Source organism: Streptomyces sp. NPDC006711, assembly GCF_042869775.1.
Taxonomy (GTDB): domain Bacteria; phylum Actinomycetota; class Actinomycetes; order Streptomycetales; family Streptomycetaceae; genus Streptomyces.
Genome location: NZ_JBIAGO010000013.1, coordinates 36,182 through 58,900 on the forward strand (window position 1 = coordinate 36,182; position 22,719 = coordinate 58,900).

The 22,719-nt window shown below is 71.0% G+C and carries 23 protein-coding genes; 11 read left to right on the plus strand and 12 right to left on the minus strand.

Features of this window, described 5'->3' with window-relative positions; translation table 11 throughout:
- Nucleotides 1-146: 146 nt before the first annotated feature.
- Entirely contained in the window at nt 147-4,019 is a 3,873-nt protein-coding gene (locus ACFYM2_RS23875; RefSeq protein ID WP_388838929.1) for a multifunctional oxoglutarate decarboxylase/oxoglutarate dehydrogenase thiamine pyrophosphate-binding subunit/dihydrolipoyllysine-residue succinyltransferase subunit, read from the plus strand.
- A 189-nt stretch (nt 4,020-4,208) separates the two neighbouring features.
- Here the strand turns inward: ACFYM2_RS23875 and ACFYM2_RS23880 are convergent, their stop codons facing one another.
- Nucleotides 4,209-4,484 (minus strand): DUF6191 domain-containing protein, encoded by a 276-nt coding sequence (locus tag ACFYM2_RS23880; RefSeq protein WP_388838932.1) that lies wholly within the window; start codon nt 4,482-4,484, stop codon nt 4,209-4,211.
- A gap of 155 nt (nt 4,485-4,639) precedes the next feature.
- Between ACFYM2_RS23880 and ACFYM2_RS23885 the strand changes: the two genes are divergently transcribed.
- Entirely contained in the window at nt 4,640-4,825 is a 186-nt protein-coding gene (locus ACFYM2_RS23885; protein WP_037674049.1) for a DUF6104 family protein, read from the plus strand.
- A gap of 41 nt (nt 4,826-4,866) precedes the next feature.
- On the opposite strand, the gene ACFYM2_RS23890 is transcribed toward ACFYM2_RS23885, so the two are convergent.
- Nucleotides 4,867-5,694: a hypothetical protein gene (locus ACFYM2_RS23890; RefSeq protein ID WP_388838935.1), complete on the minus strand. Its 828-nt coding sequence runs from the start codon at nt 5,692-5,694 to the stop codon at nt 4,867-4,869.
- A gap of 190 nt (nt 5,695-5,884) precedes the next feature.
- On the opposite strand from ACFYM2_RS23890, the gene ACFYM2_RS23895 reads away from it, so the two are divergent.
- Both ACFYM2_RS23895 and ACFYM2_RS23900 read left to right on the plus strand, forming a co-directional pair.
- Complete coding sequence (locus tag ACFYM2_RS23895; protein ID WP_388838938.1) at nt 5,885-6,811, plus strand: DUF4097 domain-containing protein; 927 nt, start codon at nt 5,885-5,887, stop codon at nt 6,809-6,811.
- 1 nt (nt 6,812) lies between these two features.
- Complete coding sequence (locus ACFYM2_RS23900; RefSeq protein WP_359007102.1) at nt 6,813-7,760, plus strand: helix-turn-helix transcriptional regulator; 948 nt, start codon at nt 6,813-6,815, stop codon at nt 7,758-7,760.
- Nucleotides 7,761-8,098: 338 nt separating this feature from the next.
- Here the strand turns inward: ACFYM2_RS23900 and ACFYM2_RS23905 are convergent, their stop codons facing one another.
- Both ACFYM2_RS23905 and ACFYM2_RS23910 read right to left on the minus strand, forming a co-directional pair.
- A complete protein-coding gene (locus ACFYM2_RS23905) occupies nt 8,099-9,064 on the minus strand; it encodes a zinc-binding dehydrogenase (protein WP_359005489.1) in 966 nt (321 codons plus the stop codon).
- A gap of 142 nt (nt 9,065-9,206) precedes the next feature.
- Nucleotides 9,207-10,424, minus strand: a complete 1,218-nt coding sequence (locus ACFYM2_RS23910) for an NADP-dependent malic enzyme (protein WP_359005492.1) — start codon at nt 10,422-10,424, stop codon at nt 9,207-9,209.
- A gap of 613 nt (nt 10,425-11,037) precedes the next feature.
- Here ACFYM2_RS23910 and ACFYM2_RS23915 point away from each other — a divergent pair.
- Genes ACFYM2_RS23915 through ACFYM2_RS23925 form a run of 3 tightly spaced genes read left to right on the plus strand, consistent with a single transcriptional unit; the run spans nt 11,038 to nt 13,735 of the window.
- A complete protein-coding gene (locus tag ACFYM2_RS23915; RefSeq protein ID WP_359005495.1) occupies nt 11,038-12,000 on the plus strand; it encodes an ABC transporter substrate-binding protein in 963 nt (320 codons plus the stop codon).
- Between the two features lie 27 nt (nt 12,001-12,027).
- Complete coding sequence (locus ACFYM2_RS23920; protein WP_359005498.1) at nt 12,028-12,963, plus strand: amino acid ABC transporter permease; 936 nt, start codon at nt 12,028-12,030, stop codon at nt 12,961-12,963.
- 4 nt (nt 12,964-12,967) lie between these two features.
- A complete protein-coding gene (locus ACFYM2_RS23925) occupies nt 12,968-13,735 on the plus strand; it encodes an amino acid ABC transporter ATP-binding protein (protein WP_359005501.1) in 768 nt (255 codons plus the stop codon).
- 89 nt (nt 13,736-13,824) lie between these two features.
- On the opposite strand, the gene ACFYM2_RS23930 is transcribed toward ACFYM2_RS23925, so the two are convergent.
- On the minus strand, nt 13,825-14,514 hold the full coding sequence (locus ACFYM2_RS23930; protein WP_388839090.1) for a class I SAM-dependent methyltransferase: 690 nt from the start codon (nt 14,512-14,514) through the stop codon (nt 13,825-13,827).
- A 202-nt stretch (nt 14,515-14,716) separates the two neighbouring features.
- Between ACFYM2_RS23930 and ACFYM2_RS23935 the strand changes: the two genes are divergently transcribed.
- Nucleotides 14,717-15,331, plus strand: coding sequence for a CGNR zinc finger domain-containing protein (locus ACFYM2_RS23935; protein ID WP_359005504.1), 615 nt, complete (start codon nt 14,717-14,719; stop codon nt 15,329-15,331).
- Here the strand turns inward: ACFYM2_RS23935 and sodX are convergent.
- Nucleotides 15,250-15,675 (minus strand): nickel-type superoxide dismutase maturation protease, encoded by a 426-nt coding sequence (sodX, locus tag ACFYM2_RS23940; RefSeq protein WP_359005507.1) that lies wholly within the window; start codon nt 15,673-15,675, stop codon nt 15,250-15,252. The two genes, ACFYM2_RS23935 and sodX, sit on opposite strands and share 82 nt — an antisense overlap.
- Nucleotides 15,676-15,851: 176 nt before the next feature.
- On the opposite strand from sodX, the gene sodN reads away from it, so the two are divergent.
- Nucleotides 15,852-16,247: a superoxide dismutase, Ni gene (sodN, locus tag ACFYM2_RS23945; protein ID WP_350232605.1), complete on the plus strand. Its 396-nt coding sequence runs from the start codon at nt 15,852-15,854 to the stop codon at nt 16,245-16,247.
- Nucleotides 16,248-16,319: 72 nt separating this feature from the next.
- Here the strand turns inward: sodN and ACFYM2_RS23950 are convergent, their stop codons facing one another.
- Entirely contained in the window at nt 16,320-16,862 is a 543-nt protein-coding gene (locus tag ACFYM2_RS23950; RefSeq protein ID WP_388838942.1) for an adenylate kinase, read from the minus strand.
- Between the two features lie 61 nt (nt 16,863-16,923).
- Here ACFYM2_RS23950 and cpt point away from each other — a divergent pair, with 61 nt between their 5' ends.
- Both cpt and ACFYM2_RS23960 read left to right on the plus strand, forming a co-directional pair.
- Nucleotides 16,924-17,478, plus strand: coding sequence for a chloramphenicol phosphotransferase CPT (gene cpt / locus ACFYM2_RS23955; RefSeq protein WP_388838945.1), 555 nt, complete (start codon nt 16,924-16,926; stop codon nt 17,476-17,478).
- Between the two features lie 96 nt (nt 17,479-17,574).
- A complete protein-coding gene (locus ACFYM2_RS23960) occupies nt 17,575-17,985 on the plus strand; it encodes a glyoxalase/bleomycin resistance/extradiol dioxygenase family protein (RefSeq protein WP_359005517.1) in 411 nt (136 codons plus the stop codon).
- 33 nt (nt 17,986-18,018) lie between these two features.
- Here ACFYM2_RS23960 and ACFYM2_RS23965 read toward each other — a convergent pair whose 3' ends face one another.
- The 5 genes from ACFYM2_RS23965 to ACFYM2_RS23985 form a co-directional block, all read right to left on the minus strand.
- Nucleotides 18,019-18,375 (minus strand): GntR family transcriptional regulator, encoded by a 357-nt coding sequence (locus tag ACFYM2_RS23965; protein WP_359005520.1) that lies wholly within the window; start codon nt 18,373-18,375, stop codon nt 18,019-18,021.
- Nucleotides 18,375-19,343 (minus strand): DUF1648 domain-containing protein, encoded by a 969-nt coding sequence (locus ACFYM2_RS23970; protein WP_388838948.1) that lies wholly within the window; start codon nt 19,341-19,343, stop codon nt 18,375-18,377. Before ACFYM2_RS23970 ends, ACFYM2_RS23965 begins: the two co-directional genes overlap by 1 nt.
- Before the next feature lie 181 nt (nt 19,344-19,524).
- Complete coding sequence (locus tag ACFYM2_RS23975; protein ID WP_359005527.1) at nt 19,525-19,971, minus strand: DUF6304 family protein; 447 nt, start codon at nt 19,969-19,971, stop codon at nt 19,525-19,527.
- 197 nt (nt 19,972-20,168) lie between these two features.
- On the minus strand, nt 20,169-21,200 hold the full coding sequence (locus ACFYM2_RS23980) for a family 2 encapsulin nanocompartment cargo protein polyprenyl transferase (RefSeq protein WP_388838951.1): 1,032 nt from the start codon (nt 21,198-21,200) through the stop codon (nt 20,169-20,171).
- 75 nt (nt 21,201-21,275) lie between these two features.
- Nucleotides 21,276-22,673, minus strand: a complete 1,398-nt coding sequence (locus ACFYM2_RS23985) for a family 2B encapsulin nanocompartment shell protein (protein WP_359005533.1) — start codon at nt 22,671-22,673, stop codon at nt 21,276-21,278.
- Between the last annotated feature and the right edge of the window lie 46 nt (nt 22,674-22,719).

The following is a 22,719-nucleotide window of genomic DNA, read 5'->3' on the forward strand; positions in this document are numbered from 1 at the left end:
TTCCCGCCATTTCGAGCCCCGAAACCACGCGTCCGGTGTGACTTACACGACTGTGGCATGCCCGGCCTGCGCGTCCAGGCCAGGGAGGCGTAGCCTTTATTTCCGCTGTCCATCACCTTGTGAAGCGGAAGAGGGCGGTTACCGCCGTGTCGTCTCAGTCCCCCAGTAATTCGAGCGTCTCGACCGACCAAGACGGGCAGGGCAAGAACCCTGCGGCCGGCTTTGGTGCCAATGAGTGGCTTGTCGACGAGATCTACCAGCAGTACCTCCAGGACCCCAATTCGGTCGACCGTGCCTGGTGGGACTTCTTCGCCGACTACAAGCCGGGCGCCACCGGCACGGCGGACAACCCTGTCCAGGGTGCTCCCACCGCGCCCGCGCCTGCCGCGCCGGCTCCGGCCGCCCCGGCTCCCGCGGCGCCGGCCACCCCGGCCGCCGCGCCGGCGAAGGCGCAGGCCGCTCCGGCCGCCGTCCCGGCTCCGGCCCAGGCGAAGCCCGCCGAGGCCGCGCCCGCCAAGCCCGCCGCCGCGCCGGCCGCCGCGAAGCCGGCCCCCAAGGCCGCGACGACCGGTGCGAGCACCGGCTCCACCGGAACGGCCGGGGCCGTGCAGCCTTCTGGGGCCACCGAGGCCCCGGCGGGCCCGGAGTACGTGACGCTGCGCGGCCCCGCCGCCGCGGTCGCCAAGAACATGAACGCCTCGCTCGAGATGCCCACGGCCACGTCCGTGCGCGCCGTCCCGGTGAAGCTTCTGTTCGACAACCGCATCGTCATCAACAACCACCTCAAGCGCGCCCGGGGCGGGAAGGTCTCCTTCACCCACCTCATCGGGTACGCGATGGTGCAGGCGATCAAGGCCATGCCGTCGATGAACTACGCGTTCGTCGAGAAGGACGGCAAGCCGACGCTGGTCAAGCCGGAGCACGTGAACTTCGGCCTCGCCATCGACCTGGTGAAGCCCAACGGCGACCGCCAGCTCGTCGTCGCCGGCATCAAGAAGGCCGAGACGCTCAACTTCTTCGAGTTCTGGCAGGCGTACGAGGACATCGTGCGCCGCGCCCGGAACAACAAGCTGACGATGGACGACTTCACCGGCGTCACCGTCTCGCTGACCAACCCCGGCGGCCTCGGCACCGTGCACTCCGTGCCGCGTCTGATGCCCGGACAGTCGGTCATCATGGGCGTCGGCTCGATGGACTACCCGGCCGAGTTCCAGGGCACCTCGCAGGACACCCTGAACAAGCTGGGCATCTCGAAGGTGATGACCCTCACCTCGACGTACGACCACCGGGTGATCCAGGGCGCCGCGTCGGGCGAGTTCCTGCGCATCGTCGCCAACCTGCTCCTCGGCGACAACGGCTTCTTCGACGACATCTTCGAGGCGCTGCGCATCCCCTACGAGCCGGTCCGCTGGCTCAAGGACATCGACGCCTCGCACGACGACGACGTCACCAAGGCCGCCCGCGTCTTCGAGCTGATCCACTCCTACCGGGTCCGCGGCCACGTCATGGCCGACACCGACCCGCTGGAGTACCGCCAGCGCAAGCACCCCGACCTGGACATCACCGAGCACGGCCTCACCCTGTGGGACCTGGAGCGGGAGTTCGCGGTCGGCGGCTTCGCCGGCAAGACCCTGATGAAGCTGCGCGACGTCCTCGGCGTCCTGCGCGACTCGTACTGCCGCACCACCGGCATCGAGTTCATGCACATCCAGGACCCCAAGCAGCGCAAGTGGATCCAGGACCGCGTCGAGCGCTCGCACTCCAAGCCGGAGCGCGAGGAGCAGCTGCGCATCCTGCGCCGCCTGAATGCCGCCGAGGCGTTCGAGACGTTCCTCCAGACCAAGTACGTCGGCCAGAAGCGCTTCTCGCTCGAGGGCGGCGAGTCGGTCATCCCGCTGCTCGACGCCGTCATCGACAGCGCCGCCGAGTCGCGCCTGGACGAGGTCGTCATCGGCATGGCCCACCGCGGCCGCCTGAACGTGCTGGCCAACATCGTCGGCAAGTCGTACGCGCAGATCTTCCGCGAGTTCGAGGGCAACCTCGACCCGAAGTCGATGCACGGCTCCGGCGACGTGAAGTACCACCTGGGCGCGTCGGGCACCTTCACCGGTCTGGACGGTGAGCAGATCAAGGTCTCGCTCGTCGCCAACCCCTCGCACCTGGAGGCGGTCGACCCGGTCCTGGAGGGTGTCGCCCGCGCCAAGCAGGACGTCATCAACAAGGGCGGCACGGACTTCACGGTCCTGCCCGTCGCCCTGCACGGTGACGCGGCCTTCGCCGGCCAGGGTGTCGTCGCCGAGACCCTGAACATGTCGCAGCTGCGCGGCTACCGCACCGGCGGCACGGTCCACATCGTCATCAACAACCAGGTCGGCTTCACCGCCGCCCCGGAGTCGTCGCGCTCCTCCATGTACGCCACCGACGTGGCCCGCATGATCGAGGCGCCGATCATCCACGTGAACGGCGACGACCCGGAGGCCGTGGTGCGCGTCGCGCGCCTGGCCTTCGAGTTCCGCCAGACGTTCAACAAGGACGTCGTGATCGACCTCATCTGCTACCGCCGTCGCGGTCACAACGAGGGCGACAACCCGCAGTTCACCAACCCGCAGATGTACAACCTGATCGACAAGAAGCGTTCGGTGCGCAAGCTCTACACCGAATCGCTCATCGGTCGTGGTGACATCACCCTGGAAGAGGCCGAGCAGGCCCTTCAGGACTTCCAGGGGCAGCTGGAGAAGGTGTTCGCGGAGGTCCGCGAGGCCACCTCGGCGCCGGGCGAGATCCACTCCTCCGACACCCAGGCGCAGTTCCCGGTCGCCGTCTCCACGGCGGTCTCGCAGGAGGCCGTCAAGCGCATCGCCGAGTCGCAGGTGAACATCCCCGAGCGGATCACCGTCCACCCGCGTCTGATGCCGCAGATGCAGCGCCGCGCCGCCTCCGTCGAGGACGGCACGATCGACTGGGGCATGGGCGAGACCCTGGCCATCGGTTCGCTGCTCATGGAGGGCGTCCCGGTCCGGCTCTCCGGCCAGGACACCCGCCGCGGCACGTTCGGCCAGCGCCACGCGGTCCTGGTCGACCAGGTCACCGGCGAGGACTACACCCCGCTGATGTACCTCTCCGACGACCAGGCGCGCTACAACGTCTACGACTCGCTGCTCTCGGAGTACGCGGCGATGGGCTTCGAGTACGGCTACTCACTGGCCCGTCCCGAGTCCCTGGTGATGTGGGAGGCGCAGTTCGGCGACTTCGTCAACGGCGCCCAGACGGTCGTGGACGAGTTCATCTCATCCGCCGAGCAGAAGTGGGGCCAGACCTCCGGCGTCACGCTGCTCCTGCCGCACGGCTACGAGGGCCAGGGCCCGGACCACTCGTCCGCCCGCCCGGAGCGCTTCCTCCAGATGTGCGCGCAGAACAACATGACGGTCGCCATGCCGACGCTGCCGTCGAACTACTTCCACCTGCTGCGCTGGCAGGTCCACAACCCGCACCACAAGCCGCTCATCGTCTTCACCCCGAAGTCGATGCTGCGTCTGAAGGCGGCGGCCTCCAAGGTCGAGGAGTTCACCAACGGCGGGTTCCGCCCGGTGATCGGCGACGAGCACGTGGACGCGAGCGCGGTGCGCAAGGTCGTGTTCTGCGCGGGCAAGGTCTACTACGACCTGGCCGCCGAGCGCGAGAAGCGCGGTGCGACGGATGCTGCGGCTGCCAACACGGCGATCATCCGCATCGAGCGCCTTTACCCGCTGCCGGGTGCCGAGCTCCAGGCGGAGATCGCGAAGTTCCCGAACGCCGAGAAGTACCTGTGGGCCCAGGAGGAGCCGGCGAACCAGGGTGCGTGGCCGTTCATCGCGCTCAACCTGATCGACCACCTGGACCTGGCCGTCGGCGCGGACGTGCCGCACGGCGAGCGCCTGCGCCGCATCTCGCGCCCGCACGGCTCGTCCCCTGCGGTGGGCTCGAAGAAGCGCCATGAGCAGGAGCAGGAGCAGCTGGTGAACGAGGTCTTCGAGGCCTAGTCGGCGGCTGACGTACGCGATCGAGGGGCCCGGCATCCCGAGTGGACGGGGATGCGGGGCCCTTCGGCGTACCGGGCGCGGGCGGGCGGCCTCAGTCGCCGGGACCGCCTCACCGCCAGCGCGGCCTCAGTCGCCCGGCGGCCGGGCCGCCTCAGCCGACGCGCGCCACCTCAGCCGGCCCGCGCGATGTCAGCCGGTCCGCCCGTCGTCGCCGCCGCCGTCCTGCCGGGTGCTGTCCTGCCCTTCCCCTTCCCCTTCCCCGGCATCGGCGTTGGCGTCGGCCTCTCCCTCGGCGGCGTCCGCCGCCTGAGGCACCCGTATGACCACGCTCCCGCTGGCCAGGTCTATCGGCCCGCGCCCCGGATCTGAGTCACCGACCTCGTCGAGCGTGATCTCCTGCCGGCGGCGCTCCTCCTCGGTGTGCCGCCGCGCGGGAGCGAAGACCTCGTCGAGCCCTCCGAACATCCGCAGCCACCTCCGTCAGTCGTCCCCTGCCCCATACCCCCACAACGCCGCGCCGCGCCTGTCCGATCCCGATCAAGCGGGCGGATTCGGCGGCCTGGGGGCGCCACACGCCGGATACGCTGGGGTGACCATCCCGTACGTCCCAGGAGCAAGTTGTGTACTTCACCGACCGCGGCATCGAGGAGCTGGAGAAGCGGCGCGGCGAGGAGGAGGTCACCTTCGAGTGGCTCGCCGAGCAGCTGCGTACCTTCGTCGATCTGAACCCCGACTTCGAGGTGCCGGTCGAACGGCTCGCCACGTGGCTGGCGCGTCTTGACGACGAGGACGACGACGAGGAGTGAGGGCGCGCCGTCCTGAGCGCGGCCGGATCACGTAATACGCGTCAGTCGCGCGGACAGCGGCCGCCGGGATGGGCGCGGACGCGGTCGTACGCGAGGCTCACGGCCCCCTGGGCGATGAGGATCGCGCCCGCCGCGGTCCAGCCGCCGCTGCGGCGGGCCAGCCCAAAGGCCGTGAGCGGCAGTCCCACCGCGAGCTGGGCGCCTCCTACCAAGCGCGCCCAGGGTGCGCACGCCGCAGGGCTCACCGGGTCGGCCTCGGCCGCCGCGAGCCCGGGGCGCGCGGCGTCGCGTAGGCCGGGCCACTCGATGGTCTCTGCACCCTGTTCGAGGGCCGCCGCGCGCAGTTCGTCGGCCGGTTCGCCCGGCGCGATGCCGTCGGGCAGGTGGATCCCCGTACGGGCGAGGACCGCGAGCAGGCCGAGCAGGCGGACGCGGGCGTCGGCGGCCGGGTCGGGCCGGGTCAGCGCGTCGAGCGCCGCCACGTCGTGCACGGGGTCGAGGGCGAGCCGGGCCGCGAAGGTGCGCATCGCCTCGTCCTCACCCAGCGGGGTGCCGTCGGCGAGCCAGACGTAACCGACCGGGCGGCGAAAGCCGGCGGCCAGGGTGTAACCCGCGTGGGCGTCGTCCCACCACAGGGCGATCGCGGGCCGGCCCGCGCCGATGGCGAGCGCGCCCGCCCAGCCGGTCAGCACCTGGTCGACGGGGTCGGCGCCGGCCCGCCTGCGCTCGTAGGACGGGATCAGCACGCTCCAGCCCTCGCCCGCCGCGGTGAGCAGCACCGGCTCGCGCAGCAACTGGGCGACCGGGCGGACCACCGCGGGTTCGGCGCGGCACAGGAGCAGCGCTCCGGGGGCGAGGGCGACGGGCATGAGCCTCACGCTAGGCCATCTTGACCCGTTTCTGACCCATTTCGCCGGTTCGCGACGGTCGCGACTTTCCCCGGAGCTTGACTTTCCCGGCTCGCGATATAACGTGCTTGGAAGAGACGCGATATATTGTGTCTACCCCCAGCTAGCCATTGCCCGTAGCCGTACGAACGCGGCGTCCAGGAGGTCAGCCATGTCCCAGTCCACGTGGTCCGTCCCAGAGTCGCAGAAGCTCACCTTCGACGAACCGGTGACGAGGGTCCAGGTGCGCGTCGTCAACGGAACGGTGAACGTCGTGGGCACCGAGGAAAGTTCCTCGCGCCTGGAGATCTCCTCGGTCGAGGGCCCCCCGCTCATCGTGACGCGCGAAGGCTCCACGCTCACCGTCGCCTACGAGGATCTGGCCTGGCGGGACTTCCTCAAGTGGCTCAACCGCAAGGGCTGGAACCGCAGCGCGGTGGTCTCGCTCGCGGTGCCGGCCGGCGCGGACGTCGAGGTCGGTACGGTCGGCGCGGGCGCGGTGGTCTCGGGGATCCGGGGGCGTACGGAAGTACGGGGGGTCAGCGGTGACGCCACCCTGGTCAAGCTCGCCGGACCGGTGCGCGCCGAGAGCGTCACCGGCGACGTGGAGGCCCAGCGGGTCACGGGGGAGTTCCGGTTCAAGTCGGTCTCCGGCCACCTGACCGTCGTCGAAGGGGCCGGCGCCACCGTGGCGGCCGAGTCGGTCAGCGGCGACATGCTGCTCGACCTCGACCCGGGCCCCCGGCCCTCCGACATCCGCCTGACCACCGTGTCCGGCGAGGTCGCCATCCGGCTGCCGCACCCGGCCGACGCGCGGGTCGAGGCCAACACCGCCAGCGGGGCCGTCTCCAGCGCCTTCGAGGATCTGCGGATCAGCGGGCAGTGGGGCACGAAGAAGATCACCGGCACGCTGGGGGCGGGCAACGGGACGCTCAGGGCGACGACGGTCTCCGGCTCGATCGCGCTCCTGCGCAGGCCCGCCTCGGCGGACGAGGAGGGGCCGTTCGAGGACCGGGCGCCGGGCGGCGGGCCCGAGCCGGACGCCGACGCCCAGTCCGACGCGACCGGTTCCACTGGTTCGACCAAGAAGGTGCTCTGACATGGCCCCCGTCTTCGCCCATGGCCGCCTCCGCCTCTACCTCCTCAAGCTGCTCGACGAGGCGCCGCGCCACGGATACGAGGTGATCCGTCTGCTCGAAGAGCGCTTCGAGGGGCTGTACGCGCCCAGCGCGGGCACCGTCTACCCCCGGCTTGCCAAGCTGGAGGCCGAGGGCCTGGTCACGCACACCAGCGAGGGCGGCCGCAAGGTCTACTCGATCACTGACGCCGGCCGCGCGGAGTTGGCGGGGCGCGGCGGTGAACTCGCGGATCTGGAAATGGAGATCCGCGAGTCCGTCTCCGAACTCGCCGCCGAGATCCGCGACGACGTGCGCGGCGCGGCGGGCAGTCTGCGCGACGACATGCGCCGCGCGGCGCGCGAGTCCCGTACGGGGTCCTCTTCGGCCGGGGCCGGCAAGGGGTTTCCCGAGGCGTCCGACTTCTTCGACGGCGCGTGGGGCGACAAGGAGGCCTGGCAGCAGGCCAAGGACGAGTTCAAGCGGGCGAAGCAGGAGTGGAAGGAGCAGGCGCGGCGGGCGAAGGAGGAGTCCCGCCGGGCCCGCGACGAGGCGCAGCAGGCGCGCCGCCAGGCGAAGGAGGCGCAGGAGAAGGCGCGCGAGGACGTGCAGCGCCAGGTGCAGGAACACTTCGCGCGGGGCGACTGGCCCACGGGGGTACGGGAAGGGCTCGCCGAGCTCACCAAGGAGCTGGGCCGGTTCGGTCTGGGGCAGCCGGCACGGGAGCGGGAGCCGGAGCCGGCGGAGCCGGAGTGGGCGCGGGAGGAGTCCTCCGGTGACCCGGCGCGGGATCTGGACCGGTTGCTCGACCGGTTCCGCGACGGAATCCGGGACGCGGCCCGGGACCACGGGGTGACGGAGTCCCAACTCCGCGAGGCCAGGCGGCACTTGGCCGAAGCGGCGACCCGAATCACCACCACCCTCCACCCCTGACGGGATTGGTGCTGGCCCGCACCGGGACTTCAGCCCGGCCGGCGCAGTTCCCCGCGCCCCTGACGGGGTTGGCGCTGGCCCGCATCGGCATAGCCAGCCTGTCATGGGGGTCCCCCCTGGCCCTTAAGGCCTTGGGGGAGTTTGAGGACGAGCGCCCTTCAGGCGCGAACGGGGTCTGGGGCGGAGCCCCAGGGTCTTTCACCCCCGGAGGGTTTAGGGAAGGGGCGGGGAGGGGCACCCCGGGGTCTGGGGCGAAGCCCCAGGAGGCCGGCTTGCACGTGCGGGCCGTGCGTCACCCACACGAAACCACGACCCACCCCCCGCCCGGCCGGCCGGCGTCACTCCACGGTGAGGACGACCTTCCCGAAGACGTCCCCCGTCGCCACCTTCTCGAAGCCCTCCCGGGCCCGGTCAAGCGGAAGCACCTCGTCGATGACGGGACGCACACCCGTCGCCGAGCAGAACGCGAGCAGGTCCTCCAGCTCGTCCTTCGTGCCCATGGTCGAGCCCACGACCTTCAGCTCCAGGAAGAAGATGCGGGTCAGCTCGGCGTGCGCGGGCCGGTCGCCGCTGGTGGCGCCGGAGATGACCAGGGTCCCCCCGGGGCGCAGGGACTTCACGGAGTGGGACCAGGTCGCCGCCCCCACCGTCTCGATCACCGCGTCCACGCGCTGCGGCAGCCGCGCCCCCGACTCGTACGCCTCGACCGCCCCCAGCTCCACCGCCCGCCTGCGCTTGGCCTCGTCGCGGCTGGTGGCGAAGACCCGGAGCCCCGCCGCCTTGCCGAGCACGATCGCGGCCGTGGCGACGCCGCCGCCCGCGCCCTGCACGAGCACCGAATCCCCGGGCCGCACACCGGCGTTGGTGAACAGCATCCGGTAGGCGGTCAGCCACGCCGTCGGCAGGCACGCGGCCTCGGCGAAACTCATCCCCTCCGGCTTCGGCAGCACGTTCCAGGTGGGTACGGCGACCTGCTCGGCGAAGGTGCCCTGGTACTTCTCGGTGAGGATCGAGCGCCCCTCGGCGGGGCCGACCCCGTGACCGCTCTGGCCGATCACCGAGTGCAGGACGACCTCGTTGCCGTCCTGGTCGACCCCGGCCGCGTCGCAGCCCAGGATCATCGGCAGCTTGTCCTCGGTGAGCCCGACCCCGCGCAGCGACCAGACGTCGTGATGGTTGAGGGAGGCGGCCCGTACGTCGATCAGGCTCCAGCCGGGGCGGACCTCGGGGGCCGGCCGCTCCCCCAACTCAAGGCCGCTGAGCGGCTGGTCACGGTCGATGCGGGCGGCGTATGCGGCGAACATGGCCCTGACCTTAGGGTGCGCGGCCCGGCCGCCGGAACCTCCCACGGCTGTGACGCCCCGCACGCCGCGAGAGCGCGAACGGCCGTGCCGGGCTCCCCCGAAGGAGACCCCGGCACGGCCGCGTACGCACAGATCCACATGGCTACCGGCGCGCCACGCCCTCGGCGCGGGCGGCGGCGGCGACCGCGGCCGTGACGGCGGGGGCGACCCGCTCGTCGAACGGCGACGGGATGACGTAGTCGGCGGCGAGCTGGTCGCCCACGACATCGGCCAGCGCGTTCGCCGCCGCGATCTTCATGCCCTCGGTGATCCGGGAGGCCCGGACCTGGAGGGCGCCCGCGAAGATGCCGGGGAAGGCGAGCACGTTGTTGATCTGGTTCGGGTAGTCCGAGCGGCCGGTGGCCACGACCGACGCGTACTTGTGCGCGACGTCGGGGTGCACCTCGGGGTTCGGGTTGGCCATCGCGAAGACGAAGGCACCCGGCGCCATGGAGGCGACCGCGGGCTCGGGGACCGTACCGCCGGAGACGCCGATGAAGACGTCCGCGCCGGCGAGCGCGCTCTCCAGGGAGCCGGAAAGGCCCGCCTTGTTGGTGAGTTCGGCGAGCTCGCGCTTGACGTCGGTGAGGTCCGTACGGTCGCTGCTGACGATGCCCTTGCGGTCGGCGACCGCCACATCGCCGAGCCCGGCTTCCAGCAGGAACTTGGCGATGGCCACGCCCGCCGCGCCGGCGCCCGAGATCACCGCGCGCAGGTCGCCGAGCGTGCGCCCGGTGAGCTTCGCGGCGTTGCGCAGGGCGGCCAGGGTGACGACGGCCGTGCCGTGCTGGTCGTCGTGGAAGACCGGAATGTCCAGGGCCTCCTGGAGGCGCCGCTCGATCTCGAAGCAGCGCGGGGCCGAGATGTCCTCCAGGTTCACCCCGCCGAAGGAGGGGGCGAGCCGGACGACGGTCTCGATGATCTCGTCCGTGTCGGTGGTCGCGAGCGCGATCGGCACCGCGTCGACGCCGCCGAACTGCTTGAACAGGATCGCCTTGCCCTCCATGACCGGAAGGGAGGCCTCGGGGCCGATGTCGCCGAGCCCGAGCACCGCGGTGCCGTCCGTCACGACGGCGACGACCTGCGACTTCCAGGTGTAGTCGTGGACCAGCTCCGGGTTCTCGGCGATCGCGCTGCACACCTTGGCGACGCCCGGTGTGTAGGCGAGGGACAGGTCGTCCTTGTCCCGGATCGGCACGGTGGCCTGCACGGCCATTTTGCCGCCCCGGTGGAGCGCGAAGGCAGGGTCGAAGGATTCGACGGAATCTCCGTAACCCTCCGTGGTGCTTTCGCTGCGAGGATTGACGATCTCCGCTGCCATGGTGTTGTACCCCTTAAGTCTTCATCAGTTGAGGGTGGCCACTCCTTGTTGAGGAGGGGTGGGCGGACCCGCGTACGTGCCCCGCTGAGGGCGGTTGGCCCGCCCCGCGGGGAGGAGGTACGTACGCGCGGGCGCGCCGCACACGCGCCCTGAGCCCCGGATGAGGGGTGTAAGGATCCTTCTTACCGGACAGAGACGTCCGCCGACGAGTCCATATTGACCCAGCGTCGACGCTCCGTCGCAAGCGGCCTGGGTACCGTGACACGACTCTTCACGCGGTGTCCCGACAAGTCGGTTACGCGGCATGAAACATATCCGCATCATGAGATGAACCGGAGAATTCACGGCCGATCGAGGCCCGGCCCGGAGATGGTCCCGCGCCGGGAGCCGGGATGTGGCGGCATGGGCGGATTCGGGGGGTGACCCGTTATCCGATTTTGACATGGCTGCGACCTCGATTTTCGAGGTCCGAATGGCAAGATGCGACTTCACACGCGGTTCACGCCGCGGTCGCGACACCCGAGGATGCGTGCACGACCACCGCCAGGACCTGTGCGTTTCGTTGTACGCACGCCATGGCCACTCCCTCAACACCTGCCGGAGGAACCCGACCATGACCGCAAGCACCACCCGCCGCACGACCGCCGCCACCTCCCGGATTGCCGCGGTCGGCGCGATCGCGGTCGCGGGCGCCCTGCTGGTCACCGGCTGCGGTGACCAGACGAAGAAGGGCTCGGCCCCCGAGTCGTCGGGCGGGGCCTCGAAGTCCGCGCCGCTCTTCTCCAAGCTCCCCGCCACCATCCAGAAGGCCGGCGTCATCAAGGTCGGCACGGACGCCACGTACGCCCCCATGGAGTTCAAGCAGGGCGAGAACATCGTGGGCATCGACCCGGACATCGCCGCGGCCCTCGGCAAGCAGCTCGGCGTGAAGTTCGAGTTCACCAGCGGCACCTTCGACACCCTTCTCGGCGCGCTGCCGACCGGCCGCTATGACGCGGTCATGTCCTCGGTGAGCGACACCAAGGCCCGCCAGGAAGGCCTCGACAAGGACGGCAAGAAGACCGGTACGGGTGTCGACTTCGTCGACTACTACACCGCGAGCACCGGCATCCTGGTCAAGAAGGGCAACCCGCAGGGCATCAAGTCCACCGACGACCTGTGCGGCAAGAAGATCGCCGTGCAGCGCGGCACCACCTATGAGCAGGCCGCCAAGGACCTCGCCGCCAAGTGCGAGAAGGACGGCAAGGGCAAGCTGGACTTCGAGGCCTTCGCCACCGACGCCGAGGCGCAAACCCGCGTCAAGGCCGGCGGCGCGGTCGCCGACCTCAACGACTCCCCGGTGGCCGCGTACATCGCGAAGACCGCGGGCGGCGGCGCCGACTTCGAGGCGGTCGCCAACCCCTCGGACGCGGGCCCCTTCGGCATCGCGGTGGACAAGAAGAACACCCAGCTGCGTGACGCCCTGTCGCAGGCGCTTGACGCGATCATCAAGGACGGCTCGTACAAGACGGCCATCGACAAGTGGGGCGGCGCGCAGGGCGCCGTCACCAAGGCAGCCATCAACGGCGGCTCCTGACCCACGCACCACTGAAGGGCAGTCGCTGTGACTGACAAGCTCGACAAGTCCCCCGCCGGCGGGGCGCCGGCCGCGCCGGAGCAGGTCCCCCCGGACGTCATCCGGGCCGTCCCGGTCCGCCACTACGGCCGCTGGATCAGCGCCGTACTCGTCGTCGCCGTGCTCGGCGCGCTCGGGTACGCGTTCGCCCAGGGCAATGTGCGCTGGGCTACGGTGACGGACAAGCTGTTCGACGCCAGCATCCTGACCGGTCTGTGGCACACCGTCCTGATCAGTGTGGTCTCGATGGCGGTGGGCCTGATCCTCGGCGTGCTGTTCGCCGTGATGCGGCTCTCGAAGAACCCGGTGACCAGTTCGGTCGCCTGGCTGTACATCTGGTTCTTCCGCGGCACCCCGGTCTATGTGCAGCTCCTGATCTGGTTCAACCTGGCGCTGATCTTCCCGATCCTGAACCTCGGGTTCTACAAGGACTACATGACCGCGGTCATGACGCCCTTCCTCGCCGCCCTGCTCGGCCTCGGTCTCAACGAGGGCGCGTACATGGCGGAGATCGTCCGGGCCGGCATCCAGTCGGTGGACGAGGGCCAGACCGAGGCCGCGCACGCGCTCGGCATGACCCAGACCCAGACCATGCGCCGCGTGGTGCTCCCCCAGTCGATGCGGGTGATCATCCCGCCGACGGGCAACGAGTTCATCAACATGCTCAAGACGTCGTCGCTGGTCGTCGCCGTCCAGTACCAGGATCTGCTGCGCAGCGCCCAGGACGTCGCCGCGACCTCGTTCGCGGTGATGGAGATGCTGTTCCTGGCCTCGCTCTGGTACCTGGCCCTGACCAGTGTGTTCAGCGTCGGCCAGTACTACCTGGAGCGCCGTTTCGCACGAGGTTCGCTGCGCGCCCTGCCGCCCACGCCGCTGGAGCGCGTCAAGTCGAACCTGCTCTCCCTTACCAACTGGCGGCGGTGACCCCATGACTGCACAACCGATGGTCAAGGCGGAGGGCGTCCACAAGTCGTTCGGCCCCGCCCACATCCTCAAGGGCATCGACCTGGAGGTGGCCGAGGGCGAGGTGTTCTGCCTGATCGGCCCGTCCGGTTCGGGCAAGTCCACCTTCCTGCGGTGCATCAACCACCTGGAGCAGATCAACGCCGGGCGGCTGTACGTCGACGGCGAGCTGGTCGGCTACCGGCAGAAGGGCGACAAGCTCTACGAGCTCAAGGACAGCGAAGTCGCCCTGAAGCGCCGGGACATCGGCATGGTCTTCCAGCGCTTCAACCTGTTCCCGCACATGACGGCCGTCGAGAACGTCATGGAGGCGCCGGTCCAGGTCAAGCGGGAGTCCAAGTCGGTGGCCCGCGAGCGGGCGCTGAAGCTGCTCGACCGGGTGGGCCTCGCGGACAAGGCGGGCAACTACCCCTCGCAGCTCTCCGGCGGCCAGCAGCAGCGCGTGGCGATCGCCCGCGCGCTGGCGATGCAGCCGAAGCTGATGCTCTTCGACGAGCCGACCTCCGCGCTCGACCCGGAGCTGGTGGGTGACGTCCTGGACGTCATGCGGGGCCTGGCCGAGGACGGCATGACGATGATCGTGGTCACCCACGAGATGGGCTTCGCACGTGAGGTCGGCGACTCGCTGGTCTTCATGGACGACGGCGTGGTGGTCGAAGCCGGCCACCCGCGCGAGGTCCTGACGAACCCTCAGCACGACCGGACGAAGTCGTTCCTGTCCAAGGTGCTGTGAGCGTGGGCGCGGGCAAGTAGCCCGACGCAAAAGGGGGTTGAGGGTTTCGCGCCCTCAACCCCCCTTCCGCGTACGCGCCTTGACGCGGACTACTTCAGGGCGAGGAGCAGCGTGTCCGAAGGGGAGGCCCACACGGGGCGGGCCTCGGCGAACCCGGCCGCGCGCAGGGTCTCGGCGTGCCAGGACACCGAGGGCATGTCGCCGTCGGCGTGCTCGCCGTAGATCTCGTACCGCGCGGCGGTCGGTCCTGCCAGTACGGGGTCCTCGGCGGCCAGCGCCCACCACTCGGCCCAGTCGAGGGCGCCCCCTGCCTTGGCGCGGTCCATCGCGGCGTGGCGGTGGGCGCGTTCGGCCGCGTTGATGCGCGGGGTGGCGGGGTCGATCATGTGGTCGGCGTTCATGAAGACGCCCCCCTCCCGCACGAGCCCGGCGACCTGCCCGTACAGCGCGGCCAGCGGCTCGCTGTGCAGCCAGTGCAGGGCGGTCGCGGTGAGTACGGCGTCGTAGGAGTCGTACGGGAGCGCCTTGACCCAACCCGGGTCCTTGAGGTCGGCGCTCACGAAGGTGACCCGCTCGTCCCCGGCGAAGGTGCCGCCGGCGATGGCGAGCAGCGCCGGGTCGAGATCCATGCCGGTGCTCACCGCTTGCGGGAACCTCTTGAGGAGCCGGTCCGTAATACTCCCTGTACCGCACGCGAGGTCCAGCACGCGCGGCGCGGGCCCGACGCAGGCCTCGACCATGTCGAGCATGACCCGGAAGCGCTCCTCGCGGTCCGGCATGTACCACTCCTGCTGACGGTCCCAGCTGTCCTGCCAGCCCCGCCAGGTGGTGCCGCCGCCCGCACCTGTTTCCGCACCCGTGTCCGCACCCTTTTCCGTCACCGGAACCCCTCCTTCGAAGCCGCCGTGTAATACCCTCGATGGGTACCCAGCCGTTACCTGGAACGCCCCCGACCCTAGACCGCCGCCGTAAGGACTACAAGTGGAACTGGCCTATTACTCGGACTACGCCGTGCGCCTGGTCAACACCGAGGAGCCGGCCCGCAACAAGGACACGTTGACGTCGGTCGACGCGGTCCGCGCCCTGTTCGGCACCAACCAGTCGGCGGCCCGCAGGGCCACGGACGCGGACGTGACGCGCTTCCGCTCGGTGCGGGCCCGGCTGCGCGCGGTCTTCGAGGCGGCCGACGGGGGCCAGGAGGTCCAGGCGGTGGACCTGCTCAACTCGCTGCTGCTCGAATTCCCCGTCAGCCCGCAGGTGTCGGGCCACGAGTACCGCGACGAGGACGGCCGCCCGCTGTGGCACATGCACCTGGCCGACCACCCCTCGAACGCGACGGCGGGCTACGCCGCGATCGCCTCCATGGGACTGGCCTTCCACCTCACGGAGTTCGGCGTCGACCGACTCGGCCTGTGCCAGGCAGCGCCGTGCCGCAACGCCTATCTCGACACCTCGACCAACCGCTCGCGCCGCTACTGCTCGGACCGCTGCGCGACCCGCGCCAACGTGGCCGCCTACCGGGCCCGCAAGCGCCTGGAGACCGAGCGGTCCGACAGCACCGGTCTGACCGAGGAGACCACCCAGGACGCCAGGTAGCCGACCGTCCGCCGGCGCCCGGCCGTCATCGGCCTGAAACGCCCGCGTACCCGGCCGAGCACGAGTTCGGCCGGAACCGCGCCGAACGCCCGGCTGTCCACCACCTCGTCGTCGGTGTTGTCCCCCAGCACCCACCAGCCGCTCTCGCGCCGCTCCATCAGCCGCTTGACGATGAGCAGATCCTGCTGCAACGGGTGGCGCAGCACCGCCACGTCACCGGCGCGCAGTTCGGCTCCGTAGTGCACCAGCAGCTGGTCCCCGTGCAGCAGCGTCGGCACCATCGACGTTCCCAGGACCTCCGCGATCCCGAGCGGCACCCTCGGCTCCCGCCCCTCGTCCGTCATACGTCACCCACCTCCAGGCCACCGGCACCCCGCCGCCACTCCCCACGGTACGTTCCGCCACGAGTCCCGGGGTGACCCTGGACTTTTGACCTAAGCCCATGGGGGCACCCGCGAAATCCCGTCTCTCACCGAGTAATGTCCCACCTGAGAAGACGATCACGAGGAAGGACAGCTGAATGCTTTCCCGCCTGTTTGCCCCCAAGGTGAAGGTCAGCGCGCACTGCGACCTGCCCTGCGGTGTGTACGACCCGGCCCAGGCCCGCATCGAGGCGGAGTCGGTCAAGGCCGTGCAGGAGAAGTTCCAGGCCAACGAGGACCCGCACTTCCGTGCGCGTGCCGTGGTCATCAAGGAACAGCGTGCGGAGCTCGCGAAGCACCACGTCTCCGTGCTGTGGAGCGACTACTTCAAGCCCCCGCACTTCGAGAAGTACCCCGAGCTCCACCAGCTGGTCAACGACACCCTCAAGGCCCTCTCGGCCGCGAAGGCGTCGACCGACCCGAAGACCGGCGAGAAGGCGCTCGAACTCATCGCCGAGATCGACCGCATCTTCTGGGAGACCAAGAAGGCCTGATCCAGGCCGGTTTCGCCGGAGGGAAAAGCACGACTTTGGAGGGGCCCGGCCGGGTTTGGTCGGGTCTCTTCTTCAGTTGGGGGGTGGGGGGTTGGTGGGGAGGTGGGAGAGCCAGGTGTCTGTTTCGCGTGGGGTGGTGAGGCGGATTGTGTGCAGGGGGGCGTGGCGGGGGTTTCGGGCGCGGGCGGCGATGTCGGCGGCGCGGGACGCGTGCTGGGCCCAGGACCAGCGGGCCGGGTGCTCGGGGCGGAGCCAGCCCGTCAGGGTCTCGCGGTTGCCGTGGAAGACCCGTTCGCGCGTCAGCGTCCTGCGCACCGACCGGCGCAGCACCCGCGGCATGACGACGCGGCGCGGATAGTCCAGCCACACCACCGTGTCCGCGCGTTCCCACAGCAGGTCGCGGACCTCTGTCGGACCGTAGGAGTCGAACAGCCAGGCCCCGGTGGACGCGATCTCGGCCACCCGCGTCCCGAACCGGGGGTTCTCGGCCCAGCCCGGTCCGGCGTAGAACAGGGCGTCCATCTCGTAATACGGCACCCCGATCCGCTCCCCCAGGGCGCGCGCCAGGGTGGACTTGCCGGCTCCGGTGCTCCCGGTCACGAGAATGCGGCGCATGCCCGCAGCCTAGGCGCCAGGCGGGTGGAGGGCGTCCGGGCCGGCCGCCTATCGTGGCGTGATGACGGATCAGACGCGACCCCGGTACCAGGTGATCGTGCTCAACGGAGGCTCCAGTTCGGGCAAGTCGGGGATCGCCCGGTGTCTCCAGGCGGTGCTGCCCGGGGCCTGGCTGACGTTCGGCGTCGACTCCCTGGACGCGGCGATGCCCGCCTCGCTGCGCGACGGCGGCGAAGGGCTCGGCATCGGGGCGGACGGCTCGGTGAGCGTGGGGCCTGAGTACCGCCGGCTCTCGGACGCCTGGAGGCTCGGCGTCGCCGCGATGGTGCGGGCCGGGGCCCGCGTCGTCCTGGACGAGGTCTTCCTCGACGGCGCCGACGGGCAGCAGCGATGGCTGCGCGCCCTGGACGGGCTCGACGTGCTCTGGGCCGGCGTGCGCTGCGCCCCCGAGACCGCCGCCGCACGCGAGGCCGCCCGGGGCGACCGCGTCCCCGGCATGGCCCGCGCGCAGGCCGACGTCGTGCACCAAGGAGTGCGCTATGACGTCGAGGTGGACTCGACGAACGCCCGACCGCTGGACTGCGCGCACCTGATCGCCCAGCACGTCACGCCCTGAGCCGCCGTGAGGAGTGGCCGGAGCACAGGACGCGCAGGACGCGGCGTGACCCGGCGCACAGCGCGGAAGTGCGGCCTCCGGGTTAGGTTCGGTCGCATGGAACCTCTGGAGCCTCCCTACCCCCGGCTTCTCGTCGAACGTTACGAACCGGCGTTCCGTTTCTACGACGCCGTGCTCCCCCGGCTCACCGGTTGCGCCCTCGCACGGGGCAACGCCTCGTCCGGGTACGCCAGTTGGGACGCGGCGGAGGGCCGTACGGCGCTCGCGCTGTTCGCCCGGGCCGCGATGGTCGCCGCGCTCGGTGCGGACCGGGTGCCGCGCGGCGGCGGGTCCCTGGTGATCCACGTGGCCTCGCACGACGCGCTGGACGCCGCCGTCGCGCTGTGCGCGGACGCGGGCGGCACCGTCGCGGCCCCGGCGCGGGACCTGCCGGAGTGGGGCCCGGGCCTGCGGGCCGCACACGTCCTGGACCCGGACGGGAACCTGGTGGAACTCCAGACGTACTGACCACACGACAGACGTACCGATCACACGACGCCCTCACCCGAGCCCCCGCCTCACCAGCCGCACCACCTCCTCCTCGGTGAGCCCCAACTCCCGCGCCTCGGCGACCAGTTCGCGCACGCGCAGCATCAGGGCCGCCATGCCTCCCGCCCCCGGGTCGCCCACGACCACCGCCCCCCGGCCCCGGCGCAGCTCGATCAGGCCCTCGTCGCGCAGGCACTGGTAACCCCTCAGGACCGTATGGACGTTGACGCCCAGGGAGTCCGCGAGGGAGCGGGCCGAGGGCAGGCGGTCGCCGGGCGCCACCTCGCCCTCGGCGATCGCGCGGCGTACCGATGCCGCGATCTGGTCGCCGAGCGGCTGGGGCGAGGCGGGGTCGACACGGAAGAGCATCAGCGTCCCGCCTTCGCCCGGTGGGCCAGGGTGTTGAGCAGCCCCGCCGCCGTGGCCGCGTCGTCCACCGTCACGGCGAACTCCCGCCCGCTCAGGCGCCGTACGACGATCGCCTCGCCCGAGCGCAGCATGAGACCCGACCTGCCCGGGCGGAAGCGGTAGCCCCAGCCCCCGTACTCCGTCGGAATGTCGATGTGCCGGCTGTCGGCCCGGTCGACGTCGGACAGCGGCACCCGTATGCGCGGCCAGGGCAGCACGGTGGGCCGGGCGGTCAGGCCGTGCCGGTCGACGGTGACGTAGGGGCGGGAGAAGGCGAGGCAGAGCAGGCCGGCCGGCAGCGCGCCGACCGCGCCGAGCGGGCCCGCGGTGAGCAGCAGTACGACGCCGAAGACGAGCAGCGCCACACCCACCACGGACAGGACTCGCGAGGGCGCCCGGCGCATCCAGCCGGCCGCCTCTCCTTCGGCGAGGTCGAGACGCGGGGACTCGCCAGGACCCTGCGACGGCTCGGGGTCCGGGGCGGGCAGCGCCACCAGGAGCAGCCGGCCGATGCCCGCCCCGAGCGCGCCGACGCCCGCGCCGACGGCGATGTGCCACAACGGCATCCGCACCCGGTCCGGGTCGCTCACGCCGGCGTTGGCGAGGAGCACGGCGACCATGAGGTACCCGACGAACCCCGCCGTGGCGTACCCGGCGGCGATCATCCAGCGCACGGCCCGCACGTTGGCGCCGAGGGTCAGCACGACCAGACCCCAAACGGCTCCGAGCCCGAGGTGCAGGCCGGCGGCGAGGCCCAGGAAGGAGGCGCGGCTCGCCGTGTCGTCGGAGTGGCCGCGCCCGGTGAAGTGACTGGCCATCGGCTCCGGCAGCCGGTCGTGGAGGAGTGCGTACGCCGTCAGGTCGGCGGCAAGCGCGAGCAGGAACGGCAGCACGGTGACGGCCATTAAGCGGTAGCGGACCCGGTTCATCGATGCCTCCTCGTGCGCACCTCTTCCCGTTGGGCGCGCGCATTGTTTGCACAATAGTAGAACAATGCTGACTTGGGGGAGGGTCCCGGGACGCGGAGCGGCCGCCGTGCGCCGAGGAGTCCGGGGGCGGGCCCTTCGGGGGCGCGGCGGCCGCGTGGGAAACAGACGGGGACGGGCTCGGCTAGATCGCGTCCAGGGCGGACGGCTGGAGGCTTGCGCCGGACGGGAGTTGGCGCCGGATGTCATTCAGGACCGAGCCGAAGTCGAGCTCCGCCCGGCCGCTGGCGTACACCGCTCCCCCGTAGTGCAGGGCGACGCCGAGGTCGGGCTCCGGCGGCTTGAGGGAGAGCAGGCAGCTGAGCGTGGCCTCCTGGACGGCGCCGTCGTCCGATGAGATGGGTACGGGCATGTCCCATTCGAGGACGAAGTCACGGAGGTTCCCGCCGTCGAGCGCGAAGGTGCCGCTCTCCGCCGGTATCCCCGGTACGGGCCCGAGCGAGTCGAAGCTCGCTCCAACGAAGTCGACCCCCCTGATCCGGGTCCGCAGTTGCGTCCCGTCCGTGGTGATCGTCAGCGCTTCTGATCCTAGGCGGTCGCGATACCAACCCGCCCATGACTGTGGTGTCATGGGCGGAGATTAGCGGCGTACCCTGCCGTTCGTCACAGGGGGTGACCGAAATGAGTGTTACCGCTTCCTTGTGCCCTTCGAGCCGAGCACCCCGTTGTCGCCTGATCGGCGAAGCGGTCAACTGGGCTGCGGTGGGCGGCAATTGGGGCGACTCTGGTCATTTCGCCACTCGCTGATGCCGGAATCCGTACGACGGTTCACCGGGTGCGGCGGGTCACGAACTCGGCGAGGGCCAGGAGTTCGCCCGCCGAGGTGAGGTCGGGCACGGCGCGCGCCAGGTGGCCGACCGCGCGGGACATCCGGTCGGCGGCGTGGATCTGGGCCCAGTCGCGCCCGCCGGACCGCTCGACCGCGTCGGCGGCCCTGCGGACCGCTTCGGGCCCCATCGGGCCCCGGTAGAGCCCGGCGAGTTCGGCGGCCGCCGGGGTGTCCGAGCCGAGCGCGGCGACGACCGGCAGGGACTTCTTGTGCGCGGCCAGGTCGGCGCCCGCGGGCTTCCCGGTGTGCCCGGGGTCGCCCCAGATGCCGATCAGATCGTCGATGAGCTGGAAGGCGAGCCCCGCCTCGCGGCCGAACGCGTCCATGGCGGCGACCTCCTCGTCGCCCGCGCCCGCGTACAGTGCGCCGAGCGCGCAGGCGCAGCCGAGCAGCGCCCCCGTCTTGGCCATGGCCATGGCGATGCATTCGTCGAGCGAGACGTCCTGGGGGCCCCGGTCCTCGAAGGCGCGGTCGGCCTGCTGGCCCGCGCACAGCTCGATGACGCAGGCGGTGATCCGGGCGGAGGCGGCGGCGGCCGCCGGGTGCTGGTCGTCGGCGAGCACGCGCAGCGCGAGGGCGAGCAGCGCGTCCCCCACGAGGATGGCGTCGGCGGCGCCGAAGACGGTCCAGGCGGTGGGGCGGTGGTGCCGGGTGGCGTCCTCGTCGATGACGTCGTCGTGGAGCAGGTGGAAGTTGTGGACGAGCTCGACGGCGGCCGCCGCCCGTACCGCCGCTTCGGGACGGCCGCCGAACGCGGTCGTGGCGGCCAGCACGAGGGCCGGGCGGATCGCCTTGCCCGCGTGGGCGCCGGCCGGGGTGCCGTCGGCCTGCTCCCAGCCGAAGTGGTACCGGGCGACCCGGCGCATGGATCGCGGCAACGACTGGACGGTCTCGCGCAGTTGGGGATTGACGACGGCACGGGTCCGCTCAAGGAGTTCAACGGCCTCGCGGCCCTCCATGGCATCCGGCATTGCCAACAGGTATGGCCTTTCTCCGAGGGGACGTCGGCGCCGGGCGCACCGCGCGGGTGCGCCCGGTCCTGAGGCTCACCGCCAGCGGCTGACCTCGACGTTCTCCAGGACGCCGAGCGCGTCGGGCACCAGGATGGCGGCCGAGTAGTACGCCGTGACCAGGTAGGAGATGATCGCCTGCTCGTCGATGCCCATGAAGCGCACCGAAAGGCTCGGCTCGACCTCGTCCGGGATGCCGGACTGCTGGAGGCCGATGACGCCCTGCTGGTCCTCGCCGGTACGCATGCACAGGATCGAGGTCGTACGGGCCTCGCTCACCGGGATCTTGTTGCACGGGAAGATCGGCACCCCGCGCCAGGCCATCAGGTGGGTGCCCGCCACCTCGACGGACTCGGGCACCAGGCCGCGCTTGTTGCACTCGCGCCCGAAGGCGGCGATCGCGCGGGGGTGGGCGAGGAAGAGCTTGGAGCCACGGCGGCGCGAGAGCAGTTCGTCCATGTCGTCGGGGCTCGGCACGCCGTCGTGCGGCTGGATGCGCTGGCCGTAGTCGCAGTTGGACAGGAGGCCGAACTCACGGTTGTTGATGAGCTCGTGTTCCTGGCGCTCGCGCAGCGCCTCGACCGTCAGACGGAGCTGGTGCTCGGTCTGGTTCATCGGCTGGTTGTAGAGGTCGGCCACCCGGCTGTGGACCTTCAACACGGTCTGCGCCACGGAGAGTTCGTACTCGCGGGGCACGCTCTCGTAGTCGACGAAGGTGTGCGGGATGACGGCTTCGCCGACGTGGCCTGCCGACAGGTCGATCGCCGCTTCGCCGTACTTGTTGGTGCGCTGCTCCGGCAGGCTGGCGACCGCCGTGAGGTGGGCCTGCAACGACTCGGAGCGCTCGGCGAGGTTCAGCACGTCGGCCCGGCTGAGGACCAGGACGGTGCACGCGGTGGTGGCGCGGACCGACCACTGCCAGGTGGCGTCGCCCGAGACGAGGGCCTGCTCGCCGAAGTAGGCGCCGTCGGCGAGGAAGCCGAGACCCGTCTCCGCGCCGTACTGGCCGGCGCCGACCTTCTCGGCTCTGCCGTGCGCGAGCAGGAACACCCGGTCCGTCACATCGCCCGCGGTGACGATGACCTCGCCCGGCCCGTACTCGCGCTGCTCGCAGCGGCCGGCGAGCTCGCCGAGCGCCCCGTCGTCCTCGTAGTCGCGCAGGGCCGGCAGCTCGCCCAGTTCGGCGGGGATGACGGCGACCCGCTCCCCGGTCTGCACGAAGGTGACCCGGCCGTCTCCCACGGAGTAGCTGAGCCGTCGGTTGACCCGGTACGTACCGCCCTGCACCTGCACCCACGGCAGCGTGCGCAGCAGCCACCGGGAGGTGATCTCCTGCATCTGCGGGGCGGACTTGGTGGTGGTCGCCAAGTTCCGCGCGGCGGCTGTGCCGAGACTCTGTTGCGCGCGGTTCTCGGGACCTGCCTCGACCGACATGTGACTCCTTACTCGGCGCTCTCGCGATCTTCAAGCCGTACTGCGC